This is a genomic window from Labedella endophytica, assembly GCF_003990045.1.
Classification (GTDB): domain Bacteria; phylum Actinomycetota; class Actinomycetes; order Actinomycetales; family Microbacteriaceae; genus Labedella; species Labedella endophytica.
In genome coordinates, this window is the sequence record NZ_RZGZ01000002.1 from 1,255,990 (window position 1) to 1,267,734 (window position 11,745).

Below are 11,745 nucleotides of genomic sequence, written 5' to 3' on the forward strand. Positions count from 1 at the left end.
CCGTGCCCCGAATGGTGCTTGAGTAGAACGTCCGGCACATGTCGATTCGCAGGAAGCTGCGAGGAATGAGCCCCCATGGTCATCGAGTTCCGATCCGTTTCGAAGAAGTTCCCTGATGGCACGGTCGCCGTCGAGGACTTCAGCCTCGAGCTTCCGAGCGGAAAGGCGACGGTGTTCGTCGGCTCGTCCGGGTCGGGAAAGACGACGCTCTTGCGCATGATCAACCGGATGGTCGAGCCGACCTCCGGGCAGATTCTCATCGACGGTGTCGACGTTGCCACGCGCGATCGCGTGCAGCTGCGACGCAGCATCGGGTACGTCCTGCAAGCGGCGGGGCTGCTTCCGCACCGCACGGTTCTGCACAACGTCGCGACGGTGCCGCTCCTCCAGCGCACCGACCGGGCGAAGGCACGCGAGAGCGCCCTCGAGCTGCTCGACAAGGTCGGGCTCGACCGCAGGCTGGCAGGCCGCTACCCACGGCAGCTGTCCGGCGGGCAGCAGCAGCGAGTCGGGGTCGCACGAGCCCTGGCGAGCGACCCGAACATCCTGCTCATGGACGAGCCCTTCGGCGCGGTCGACCCGATCGTGCGCGCGGAGCTCCAGGTCGAGCTGAACCGGCTCCAGCGGGAGCTCGGCAAGACCGTCGTCTTCGTCACCCACGACATCGACGAGGCGTTCCTCATCGCGGACCAGGTCGTCATCCTGAAGCAGGGTGGACGCATCGCGCAGGTCGGAACCCCGGCGCAGATCCTGAGTGCGCCGGCCGACGACTTCGTCGCGAGCTTCATCGGCGCGGACAAGGGCCAGCGCGACCTGCATCTACAGGAGAGGTCGGGGGACGACGGGCTCACGCTCGTCGTCGATCAGGACGGCCGGCCCACGGGCGTCCTCGCGTCGTCCAGACCCTCGGCGCCCTCCGAGGACGGCACCGTCTCGTGAGTTGGACGCTGGCGAACCTCGATCTCATCCTCGAGCTCACGCTCGAACACATCCGTCTCGCCATCATCCCGATCATCGCGAGCTTCGTGCTCTCGATCCCGCTCGGCTGGATCGCCATCCGCAACCGCGTGACGCGGGCCATCGTCATCACCTCGGGCAGCCTGCTCTACACGATCCCCTCACTGCCGCTCTTCGTGATCCTGCCGCTCATCATCGGGTCGCGCGTGCTCGACGACATCAACCTCATCGTCGCCCTGAGCATCTACGGGGTCGCCGTCATGGTGCGGTCGGCGGCGGACGGGCTCGCCTCGGTCGACAGAGTGACCCTGGACGCGGCGACCGCGATGGGTTTCTCGGGGTGGACGAGGTTCTGGCGCGTACAGCTGCCGCTCGCGGGGCCGGTGCTGCTCGCGGGCATCCGCGTGGTCTCGGTCAGCACCATCGCCCTGGTGTCGGTCGGCGTGATCATCGGCTCGAGCAACCTCGGCGACCTCTTCCGCGACGGCAAGAATCGGCAGATCCTGGAAGAAGTCGGGGTCGGCATCATCATGAGCCTGCTGCTGGCGCTCATCTTCGACGTCATCATCGTCCTGATCGGGCGGGTACTGCTCCCGTGGAATCGCACGGCGACGAGCGGGGAGACCGAGCGGCAGGCCGACCCCGTCGATCCGACCCAGCTCGGTGTGAGGGTCTGACATGGATCTGATCCTCGGCGCCCTCGGCTACATCTTCGACCCGGTCAACTGGGGTGCGGGAGCCGTCCAGCCCGGCGCGATCGGCGGACTGCTGCTCGAGCACCTGAGACTGACCGCGCTGTGTGTCGGAATCGCTCTCGTCATCGCCCTGCCTCTCGGCTTCTACATCGGTCACACGGGGCGTGCGCGCCAGTTCGTGATCGGATTCACGGGGGCGATGCGCGCCCTCCCGACCCTCGGCCTGCTGTACTTCTTCTTCACCCTCTTCGCGTTCTCACTGTCGTTCCTGCCCGCCGCGAACCTCGCGGTGGTGATCTCGCTCATCATCCTCGCCATCCCGTCGATCCTCGCGGGCGCCTATTCGGGGCTCGAGTCCGTGGATCGCGAGACGATCGACGCCTCCCGCGCACTCGGGATGACGGAGTTCCAGATCCTCTGGCAGGTCGAGATACCGCTCGCCCTCCCCCTCATCGTCGGCGGTATCCGCGCCTCGGTGCTGCAGGTGATCGCGACCGCCACGGTGGCCGCCTACATCGGGGTCGGCGGTCTCGGCCGGATCATCCTCACCGGTATCGGCACCAACGACTACGACCGCATACTCGGTGGCGCCCTGCTCGTCACCGCCCTGGCGCTGGTCGTCGACGGAGCCTTCGCGCTGCTGCAGTGGCTGGCCGCAGTGGGCACGGCCCCGCGCGGGGCGCGAGACACCGACGGTGATGCAACCCGTGCCCCTCTATCGGCGGAACCCGCCACCCAACAATGAGAAGGAACCCCATGTCCACAGCACATCGCACCACCAGATTGCTCGTCGGCGGTATCGCCGTCGGAGCGATGGTCGCCCTTGCGGGTTGCGCCTCAGCCGACCCCACCGCTCCCGCAGACTCGGCGGACGGGGCGACGGGCGACCAGATCGTCGTCGGCTCGTTCGCCTTCCCCGAGAGCGAGATCACCATGGAGATCTACGCGCAGGCCCTCGAGGCGGCCGGATTCGACGTCGACACGCAGCCGAACATCGGTCCGCGCCAGCAGACCATTCCGGCGCTGCAGGACGGCTCGATCAACCTCATCCCCGAGTTCAACGGCAACCTGCTCGCCTATTACGACCCGGAGTACACCGAGCGCACGACCGAAGAGGTCGACGCAGCACTCGTCCAGGCCGTCGCGGTCGACGGCCTCCAGGTGCTCGACTCGGCGCCCGGGGAGGACAAGGACGCATACGTCGTCACCCGCGAGACCGCTGAGGCGAACGATCTCACCGAGATCGGCGACCTCAGCGCCCTCGTGCCCTTCACCCTCGGCGCCAATTCCCAGTTCGCCGAGCTCCCCTACGGCATCCCCGGTCTCAAGGACGTCTACGGCGTCGGCGTGAACCCCGGCGATGTCGAGTTCCTCGCTATCGAGGACTTCGGCGGTCCCGACACCGTGCAGGCACTGACCGACGGCACGGTGCAGGTCGCCGACATCTACACGACGTCTCCCGCCATCCTGACGGAGGATCTCGTCGTGCTTGAGGATCCCGAGGCGCTGATCTCCTCGCAGAACGTCATCCCCCTGGTGTCGGACGCGATCTACACCGACGAGCTCGCCGACGTGCTGAACGGCATCTCGGCCGAGCTCACCACCGACGACCTGATCGCGCTGCGCGACCGGGTGGAGGGTGACGAGAAGGCGTCGGCCGGGACCGCGGCCGCCGACTGGCTGGAGGAGAAGGGCCTGCTCGAGTAGCGGGAGCCCCCACCCACTCGCCTCGCCATCGCGCGAGGTCTCACGGAAGCCCCTTCGCCGACCGGCGGAGGGGCTTCCGTGATGCTCGGCCCAGCCGCTCCTCGGCGGACGTCGTCGACGGTCGCGATGGACGCTCTATGCGACGAGGGGCGAGCCCGCCGCGGGGCCGAGGAGCTCGACGCCCAGGGCGATCGCCCCGCCGACGATGAAGAGGAACGTGCCGAACTGCATGGTCCGCGACTTGTTCCGGCTGGCGACGTCGACGCTCACCTCGAGGATCGGGCAGCCCGACCAGCCGATGAGGCCGACGCTGAGCGCCACGGCGAATGCGCCGACCCACCAGATCCCTTGGAGGGGCTCCGGAAGGACGGCCGGCCGCCAGCCCGAGGACAGCAGCATCCCCGCCGAGAGGGCGATCGACACGATCACGGCGGCGAACCAGATGGTCCCCGTCCACATGATCCGCTGGACGTTCGGCTCCGGTTCCATCAGGCGCTCATTCTCCACGCCCGGTCCGGTATCGGTCATTCTGTTACTCATCGCGCTCTCTCCTCACACCCGCCATCTCGCGGCGGCACCGCCACGATAGTCACCGGCAGGGCGAGGTGAGAGAGGTGGCCGCTCTCAGGAAAACGGGTCTACCATGCGCCTTCCAGCGCCCGTGACGAGGCCGGACGGGGCCGTCGACCGTCTCAGCCCCGAACGCCAGCCCTTGTCCCGCTCGGGTACCCCATCTAGCGTCGGAGGGTGGTCGGCTGATCGATGACGGCTGGCTCCATGTACGAGAGAGGACGACCATGACCCCCGACAGCGACCGTGACCCCACGCTGGTCCGGAACCAGCCGGCGCTCCGCGGATCGGGTCGTGTGCAGTGGCTCCTCCCCGGCGGCGCACTCGCCGCCATCGCGATCGTGGTGCTCGTCCTCGAACTCGACCTCCAGTTCGCGCTCGCGGCGACGGGGATCGTCCTGATCGTCCTGCTCTACGCCGGGATGATTCTCACGGCGATCACGATCCACGACGCCCGACGACGCGCGTATACGCTCGCGTGGCTCATGGGCGCGATCGCACTGACCGGGCTGCTCGTCGTCACGGCCGTCCTCGTCGTGGAATCGGCCTGACCGCACACGACCTTCCCGCGGACGTGGGCGCGCCCGGCATAGGCTCACCCCGATGAGCGAACACGGGAACGAGCCGACGCGCGACGGGGAGGACGCCCGATCGCGGGCCGCGCGCGAGCAGGAGGAGCGGGCGACGCGCGCCATCGAGTCGATCATGCGCGGAGGTGACCTGGGGGCGGAGACGCAGTCGCTGTCGAACGAGTTCACCGATCGGCAGCTGGCCCGGATCGGCGCGTGGTTCCGCCGTCTTCGGGGGTGGGGAACGCGCGACTGATCGGTCTTCCGCCAACTTGTATCTACATGTACTGTGGTGGCAGACATCCCGGTGGCAGCGACGCCACCCGAGCCCCCAGGAGCAGCCACCACGTGAGCGCCTATTCGACCGTCCCCGTCCCGCCCACCGCCATCCGGTTCGACACCCGGAACCTCACGCTCGAGCCGGCCGGGCCGACCCTCGTCCGGCGCATGTCCGACCTCGACGGTCTCTTCGCCGATCGGGAGGCCTGGCAGGCCGCGATCGACGACGGCGACCCGGTGGTCTACACGGTCGCGTCCTCCCTCGTGCCCGAGACCGATCGTGAGCTGCCGCAGTCGATCACGACCATCCACCCCGGCACGACCGCCGGTGAGTTCTGGATGACGAAGGGCCACCAGCACCCCGAGCACCAGGGCGAGATCTACCTCGGCCTCCGCGGGACGGGAGGCCTCCTGATGTTCGACGGCACCGAGACGCGCTATCTCGAGATGACGCCGGACACGATCGGGTACATCCCTCCGGGCTGGGCGCACCGCAGCATCAACACGGGCGACGAGCCCTACTCCTTCCTCGCCGTCTACCCCGGTGGGGCTGGGCACGACTACGGATGGGTACTCGAGCACGGGCTCGGCAAGCGTGTCTACGCTGGCCGCTCCGGTCCGGACCTCCGCCCCTTCGGGTCCTGACCCCACACACCCCACTGCGCCCGATCGCACGAGCCGGAGCGGGTACGACGAGAGGATCACCGATGATCATCGCCCACGACCTCGGCACCACGGGGAACAAGGCGTCGCTCCACGAGGACGACGGCCGACTCGTCACCGCGGTGACCGTGTCCTACGGGGCGCGGTTCGCCGACGGCGGCATCGCCGAGCAGGACCCCGCCGACTGGTGGAACGCGGTCGTCGAGGCGACCCGACTGCTCGTGTCGCGATCCGACGTGGATCCGCGCACCGTCGTCGGCCTCACCGTGAGCGGTCAGATGATGGGCGCCGTGCTGCTCGACGACGCGTGGGAACCCGTGCGACCCGCGATCATCTGGGCCGATACCCGGAGCACCGCGCAGACCGATGCGCTCGAGAGGGAGATCGGACAGGCTGCCGCCTACGCCCTGCTCGGCCACCGCCTCAATCCCACCTACTCGCTGCCGAAGATCATGTGGGTGCGCGACAACGAGCCCGACGTCTGGGCCCGCGTGAAGCACGTGTGCGTCGCGAAGGACTTCATCGTGCAGCGGCTCACCGGCCGCCTCGTGACCGACCACTCGGACGCCTCCGCGACGAACGCCTACGACCTCGAGCGTGGCGTCTGGGCCGAGGACGTGATCGCCGCCGCGGGACTGCCGCTGTCGATCTTCCCCGAGATCCTCGACTCCACCGCCGTGGTGGGCGAGCTCACCGACGACGCGGCGAGCTCCACGGGACTCCCCCGCAGCACCCGCGTCGTGCTCGGCGGCGGGGACGGACCGATCGCGGCGGTCGGCGCCGGCGTCGTGAGTCCCGCCGACCAGGCGTACGTCTGCCTCGGCACCTCCTCGTGGATCTCGTTCGCGAGCGAGCGACAGGCCGTCGACGACCTCATGCGCGTCTTCACCTTCCGCCACGTCGTGCCGGGACTCTTCGTCCCGACGGCGACGATGCAGGCGGGCGGCGCGGCCGTGCAGTGGATCAACGAGATCCTCTCGCCCGAGCCGTCGAGCGCGAGCCTGTCCGCGCTCGTCTCCGACGCCGACACGGCGTCGGCCTCGGGAGAGGGCCTCTACTTCCTGCCGTACCTCATGGGCGAGCGCTCCCCCTACTTCAACCCGGACGCGGCGGGCGCCTTCGTCGGCCTCTCCCGCCACCACACGCGCGCGAGCATGACGCGCGCGGTGCTCGAGGGCGTCGCCTTCAATCTCCTCACGTGCATCGACGCGTTCCGCGAATCCGGCGCCACCGTCGACCGGATCGACGCGATCGGCGGGGGCGCCTCGAGCTCCGTGTGGTTGCAGATCATGGCGGACGTCTGGGGTGTTCCCGTGCGCCGCCGCAGCGTCGTGGAGGAGGGAAACAGCCTCGGAGCGGCCGTGACGGCGGCAGTGGGGCTCGGCCTCGTCGACGACTTCGGGGCGGCACGGGACCTCTCCGAGGTGACGGCCGAGTTCGTCCCGGATGATGGCCGCCACGCGGCGTACCGCGGCCGAGCGGCGATCTTCCGCGACGCCTACGACCGCCTCGAACCCTGGTTCCCCACGCGGACGGCCCGCTGATGGGCACAGTGCTCGTCACGAGCCGCTCCTTCTCCTCCGGCCGCGCCGATGTGACCGCTCAGCTCCAGGCCTCCGGCCACCGCGTGGTGCGCGGACCGAGCGATCATGATCTCGAGACGCTCCGCCCACTGCTCGCGGACGCCGTCGCATGGATCGCGGGCACCGGCCCCGTGACGGCGGCGCACCTCGACGCCGGCCCGGGGCTGCGGGTCGTCGCCCGGTACGGCGTGGGGGTGGAGGCCGTGGATCTCGCGGCCGCGCGCGACCGCGGCATCGTCGTGACGAACACCCCGGGCGCCAACAGCGACGCGGTCGCCGACCACACCGTCGGCCTCATGCTCGCGGCGATCCGTGGCACCGCGGCCGGTGATCGCCGCGTACGCGCGGGCGATTGGTCGACGACACGCGGCCGCGAGATCGCTGACCTGTCGATCGGCATCGTGGGATTCGGCCGCATCGGGCAGGGTGTCGCGCGACGCCTGTCCGGATTCGGACCGCGCCTCCTCGTGGCCGATCCCTTCGTGCCCGACGAGGTCATCACATCGTTCGGCGCGTCGGCCCGACCTGTGGACGATCTCGCCCCGACGTGCGACCTCGTGAGCCTGCACGCCCCGGGCGGCCGGACCGTCGTGTCCTCCGGGTGGCTCGGCCGCGCGCGCCAGGGCATGACGATCGTCAACACGGCCCGCGCGGACCTCGTCGACGAGGCGGCGCTCGCCGGGGCGATCCGCGACGGGGTCGTCGTGGCGTACGCGGCCGACACGATCGCGGGCGACACCGGGGCGCGCGACTCCCCGCTCCTCTCCCCCGACCTCGCGGACCGCGTCACGATCACGCCGCACCTCGGCGCCCAGACCGTCGAGGCGATCGACAACATGGGGGGCTTCGCCGTGGAGGACGTGCTCTCCGTGTTGGCCGGTCGCGCACCCGAACACCCCGTCGCCCTACCGACCGCCGCTCCCTCCCGAAAGGCCCGACCGTGACCATCTCGTCCCTCCACACCCCGACACCGGCGGTGATGGCGGTCCTCGACCGCATCCGCCGGATCGGCGTCCTCGCCGTCGTCCGCGCTCCCGACCCGGGGACCGCCGTCGAGGCCGCCGTCGCCCTCGTGGCGGGGGGCGTGACGGGGCTCGAGATCACGTTCTCCACTCCGGAGGCTCCGCGCGTGATCCGGGAACTGTCCGAACGCTTCGGCGACGCCGCCGTCGTGGGGGCCGGCACCGTCGTCACCGCCGAGCAGGCCGGCCTCGCCGCCGACGCGGGCGCACGCTTCCTCGTGAGCCCGGGCACGACGGCCGAGCTCACCGCCTCCATGAAGGACACGGGTCTGGCCGTGATGACGGGCGCACTCACCCCCTCCGAGGTCATGCACGCCCTCGCCCTGCGCACCGACGTCGTGAAGATCTTTCCCGCGTCGCTCGGCGGCCCTGCCTACCTCCGCGCACTCCGCGGGCCGTTCCCCGACACCCCGCTCATGCCCACGGGCGGCGTGACCCCGGACAACATCCGCGACTGGGTGGCCGCCGGAGCGATCGCCCTCGGTGCGGGCGGGGATCTCGTGCCCGCGTCGGCCCTCGCGAACGGCGACATGGCGGAGATCGAGCGTCGGGCGCGCGCGTTCGCCGTGGCCTGGGCGGAGGCGCGCGCGTGAGCGGCCGGAGGGGTTACATGGGCTTCATCGGCGTCGACACGGGCGGCTCGTCGATCATGCGTGTCTTCCCCGAGTGGGCGCGTATCCTCGACCTGCCGACGGATCGACTCGTCGGTCACGACCTGCCGGTGGGCGCATCCGACGACGCGTACGTGCAACTCGTGGAACGCATCCGCGACGACCCCGAGCACCGCGGCGCCCTCGTCACGACCCACAAGATGGCGCTCTACGGCGCGGCCCACCACCTGTTCGACTCGCTCGACCCGTTCGCCGTCGCGTGCGGGGAGGTCTCGAGCATCGCCGTGAGGGACGGCCGGCTGCTCGGCCATGCGAAGGACCCGCTCACCGCAGCGCTCGCCCTCGACGATGTCCTCCCACCCGATCACTTCGCCACCACCGGCGCGACGGCCCTCGTCCTCGGGGCCGGAGGCGCCGGGACCGCGCTCACCTGGTCGCTTCAGGAACGCCTCGATCGACCGGCCCGCACGGTCGTGACCGACACGAGCGCCGAGCGCCTCGCGCACCTCCGATCCGTCCATGAGCGGCGCGGGACGGACGAGGGGGCGATCGAGTACGTTCGCGTCGGATCTCCGGAGGCCTCGCGCGATCTGCTCGCCGAGACGCCGCCCCGCAGCCTCGTCGTGAACGCGAGCGGTCTCGGCAAGGACCGGCCCGGTTCCCCGCTGCCCGCCGACGCCGTCTTCCCGGAGAACGCCGTCGTCTGGGAGTTCAACTATCGCGGCACACTCGAGTTCCTCGCCCAGGCGCGGGCGCAGGAGGACGAGCGCGGCCTCACCGTCGTGGACGGCTGGCGGTACTTCATCCACGGCTGGTCCCAGGTGATCGCCGAGGTCTTCGACATCGACCTCACCCCGGAGCTCGTGGAGCGGCTCGCCGACGCCGCCGCGGCCGTTCGGTGACGGAGGCGGCGACGGGTGTCGTGCGCACCGTGCTCGGCGACCGGGCGGCGGGCACGCTCGGTCGGGTGAACGTGCACGAGCATCTCTTCCAGGCCACTCCGCTGCTCCCGGGCGACGACCTCGACGACGAGCGGGCGTCGGCGCAGGAGGCCGGGGCGCTGCGCGACAGCGGATTCGACGCGATGGTCGATGCGACGCCCGTGGGTCTCGGCCGGAGGACGTCCGCTCTCGCGCGCATCTCCTCCTCGACAGTCCTCACCATCGTCGCCTCCACGGGTATGCATCGCTCGGCGCACTATCCCGCGGGGCACCCGCAGCGTGCGCTCGACGTCGACGCCAAGTCCGCTTTGTTCATGCACGAGCTCACGGTGGGGATGCTCGACGACGACGCCGATGCGGTGGCGTTCGCGGGCGTTTCGTCCCCGTCGGGCATCGCGATCGCCGTGACACCGGGCGGCCGGCCCGTGCGCGCCGGGCTCATCAAGACGGGCATCGACTACTGGGCGATCGACGACGTCGAGCGGTCGACGCTCGAGGCCGCCGCGACCGCGCACCGTGCGACGGGCGCACCGCTCATGGTGCACCTGGAATACTGCTCGGCGGCGCACGAGGTGCTCGATCTCCTCGAGGGCGACGGCGTGGCGGCCGAGCGCATCGTTCTCGCGCACGCGGATCGCGACCCTGACGCGGGACTTCACCTGTCGCTCGCCGAACGCGGCGCCCACCTCGGCTACGACGGGATGGGCCGGTCGAAGACGCGCAGCGACGCGGAGCTCCTGGCCCTCACACGTGCCGTCGTGGAGGGCGGAGGCGGGGGACGGATCCTGCTCGGCAACGACGTGGCCCGCCGCTCGCGGTACCTCGCGTACGGCGGTATGCCCGGCCTCGGGTATCTGGGCCGGCGCTACCTGCCGCGCTTGCGCGCCGAGATCGGGGACGCGGCCGTCGAACGGATGCTCACGGAAACGCCGGCGCGATTCCTCGCCTGGTCCGATTCCTGAGTCCGGTGGCCGGCTGCCCGTCGAGGGCTACACATCCGCCGCGAGGGCGCTAGGTCTACGTGGCGCCCTCGCTCGGGAGTAGGGCCTTCACGAGGGGCGGGAGCGGGTCAGCGGGTGACGAGGTGGCGGAGCGCCGGGTGCTGGGAGACGACCGCATCGGGAGCGGCGGTCATCGTGGCGATCTCTCGGCCGAGGACGATGGCCTGGACGCGTGCGCCGATGAGGTAGCGGCGGGCGACGACCACGTCGGCGTCGGTGATCTCCCACTCGAAACCGTCGCCGAGGTGGGCGATCTGCTCCGACGGGAGCCGGTTCAGGAGGCGGTCGGCCTTGAGGGAGGTGGTCCAGACGCTGTGCTCGTCGATGACGATGTTCATGGGTGGTGTCCTTTCGGTTGCTCACCCTGAGAGAGGGCGCGAGCGACCGATGATGACGCCGGTCTTGTTCACCGACCGGTCCCCACTTGGAGGGCGGAGCTCCGGCAGGGGGTGACGGCCGCCCGACGGCGTCAGCGCGTCAGCGGACGACCGCGGCGTAGGAGGATCCGGAACAGCGCTGCTGCGATCGAGGAGCTATAGCCCAGGTCAGCGGACGACCGCGGCGTAGGACGAACCTGACGGGGTGCGCTCGAGGAGCTCGTGGTCGACGAGGTAGCGGCGCAGAACGGCGACGTCGTCGACGAACCGCTCGAGGCGCTCGTTCACCGCGGGCTCGTCGAGCTCCTCACCCGGCGTGAAGGCCTCGGCCGCGACCCACTCGAGCAGCTCCCGGCGCTCGCCGGCCCCCGCGGGATACTGATCGATCCGGCCGTCGCGGAGGAAGCGTTCGATGCCGGTGGCACGCTGCACGGGCTCGGCGGCGAGCATCGAGCGGAACATCTCGCCCGACGCGACGAGTCCGCCGTCGCGTTCCTCGACGAGGCCGCTGCCCACCAGATCGCCCAGCAGACGGCCGAGTCGGCGTGCGCGCAGACCGGTGGACGCCTCGTCCACCGGCTCGCCGAGGACGATCCGGGCATAGACCGAGCGGGCGTCGTCGTTGGCCAGGATGCCCACGATCCGCCGCCAGGCGTTGAGCTCGGTGTGCGCACGCTGACGTGCTCCGGTGGACTCGCTCCGACGTCGTTCCGATCGACTGCTCTCACTCACGCGTCCACGCTAGTACCCCCGACCGACACCGCGCCGGG

At 70.4% G+C, this 11,745-nt stretch carries 15 protein-coding genes; 12 read left to right on the plus strand and 3 right to left on the minus strand.

Annotation, left to right across the window (positions count from 1 at the left end; translation table 11 throughout):
• Positions 1 to 75 precede the first annotated feature (75 nt).
• From ELQ94_RS09375 to ELQ94_RS09390, 4 genes are read left to right on the plus strand one after another with little or no spacing between them, the layout of a single operon-like run.
• Positions 76 to 939, plus strand: coding sequence for an ABC transporter ATP-binding protein (locus ELQ94_RS09375; RefSeq protein ID WP_127049438.1), 864 nt, complete (start codon positions 76 to 78; stop codon positions 937 to 939).
• Positions 936 to 1,634, plus strand: coding sequence for an ABC transporter permease (locus tag ELQ94_RS09380; RefSeq protein ID WP_127049440.1), 699 nt, complete (start codon positions 936 to 938; stop codon positions 1,632 to 1,634). Before ELQ94_RS09375 ends, ELQ94_RS09380 begins: the two co-directional genes overlap by 4 nt.
• 1 nt (position 1,635) lies before the next feature.
• Positions 1,636 to 2,397, plus strand: a complete 762-nt coding sequence (locus tag ELQ94_RS09385) for an ABC transporter permease (RefSeq protein WP_127049442.1) — start codon at positions 1,636 to 1,638, stop codon at positions 2,395 to 2,397.
• An 11-nt stretch (positions 2,398 to 2,408) separates the two neighbouring features.
• Positions 2,409 to 3,359 carry an ABC transporter substrate-binding protein gene (locus ELQ94_RS09390; RefSeq protein WP_166404708.1) on the plus strand — a complete coding sequence of 317 codons (951 nt, stop codon included), beginning with the start codon at positions 2,409 to 2,411 and terminating at the stop codon, positions 3,357 to 3,359.
• 135 nt (positions 3,360 to 3,494) lie between these two features.
• Here ELQ94_RS09390 and ELQ94_RS09395 read toward each other — a convergent pair whose 3' ends face one another.
• Positions 3,495 to 3,887 carry a hypothetical protein gene (locus ELQ94_RS09395; protein WP_127049446.1) on the minus strand — a complete coding sequence of 131 codons (393 nt, stop codon included), beginning with the start codon at positions 3,885 to 3,887 and terminating at the stop codon, positions 3,495 to 3,497.
• Positions 3,888 to 4,156: 269 nt separating this feature from the next.
• Between ELQ94_RS09395 and ELQ94_RS09400 the strand changes: the two genes are divergently transcribed.
• From ELQ94_RS09400 to ELQ94_RS09435, 8 genes are all read left to right on the plus strand, one after another.
• Entirely contained in the window at positions 4,157 to 4,480 is a 324-nt protein-coding gene (locus ELQ94_RS09400; RefSeq protein ID WP_127049448.1) for a hypothetical protein, read from the plus strand.
• 52 nt (positions 4,481 to 4,532) lie between these two features.
• Positions 4,533 to 4,754, plus strand: a complete 222-nt coding sequence (locus ELQ94_RS09405) for a hypothetical protein (protein WP_127049450.1) — start codon at positions 4,533 to 4,535, stop codon at positions 4,752 to 4,754.
• 92 nt (positions 4,755 to 4,846) lie between these two features.
• The gene (locus ELQ94_RS09410) at positions 4,847 to 5,422 is read left to right on the plus strand and encodes a glucose-6-phosphate isomerase family protein (RefSeq protein WP_127049452.1); all 576 of its coding nucleotides are present in this window, start codon (positions 4,847 to 4,849) and stop codon (positions 5,420 to 5,422) included.
• Between the two features lie 62 nt (positions 5,423 to 5,484).
• Positions 5,485 to 6,984, plus strand: a complete 1,500-nt coding sequence (gene xylB / locus ELQ94_RS09415) for a xylulokinase (protein WP_127049454.1) — start codon at positions 5,485 to 5,487, stop codon at positions 6,982 to 6,984.
• A complete protein-coding gene (locus ELQ94_RS09420) occupies positions 6,984 to 7,967 on the plus strand; it encodes an NAD(P)-dependent oxidoreductase (RefSeq protein ID WP_127049456.1) in 984 nt (327 codons plus the stop codon). The genes xylB and ELQ94_RS09420 overlap by 1 nt, the downstream gene beginning before the upstream one ends.
• Entirely contained in the window at positions 7,964 to 8,638 is a 675-nt protein-coding gene (locus tag ELQ94_RS09425) for a bifunctional 4-hydroxy-2-oxoglutarate aldolase/2-dehydro-3-deoxy-phosphogluconate aldolase (protein WP_243696938.1), read from the plus strand. Before ELQ94_RS09420 ends, ELQ94_RS09425 begins: the two co-directional genes overlap by 4 nt.
• Positions 8,635 to 9,558 (plus strand): shikimate dehydrogenase family protein, encoded by a 924-nt coding sequence (locus ELQ94_RS09430; RefSeq protein WP_243696939.1) that lies wholly within the window; start codon positions 8,635 to 8,637, stop codon positions 9,556 to 9,558. Before ELQ94_RS09425 ends, ELQ94_RS09430 begins: the two co-directional genes overlap by 4 nt.
• Positions 9,555 to 10,559 carry a phosphotriesterase family protein gene (locus ELQ94_RS09435; protein ID WP_127049459.1) on the plus strand — a complete coding sequence of 335 codons (1,005 nt, stop codon included), beginning with the start codon at positions 9,555 to 9,557 and terminating at the stop codon, positions 10,557 to 10,559. The genes ELQ94_RS09430 and ELQ94_RS09435 overlap by 4 nt, the downstream gene beginning before the upstream one ends.
• A gap of 107 nt (positions 10,560 to 10,666) precedes the next feature.
• Here ELQ94_RS09435 and ELQ94_RS09440 read toward each other — a convergent pair whose 3' ends face one another.
• Entirely contained in the window at positions 10,667 to 10,936 is a 270-nt protein-coding gene (locus ELQ94_RS09440; RefSeq protein ID WP_127049461.1) for a hypothetical protein, read from the minus strand.
• A gap of 207 nt (positions 10,937 to 11,143) precedes the next feature.
• On the minus strand, positions 11,144 to 11,707 hold the full coding sequence (locus tag ELQ94_RS09445) for a DUF2087 domain-containing protein (protein ID WP_243696940.1): 564 nt from the start codon (positions 11,705 to 11,707) through the stop codon (positions 11,144 to 11,146).
• Positions 11,708 to 11,745: the final 38 nt, after the last annotated feature.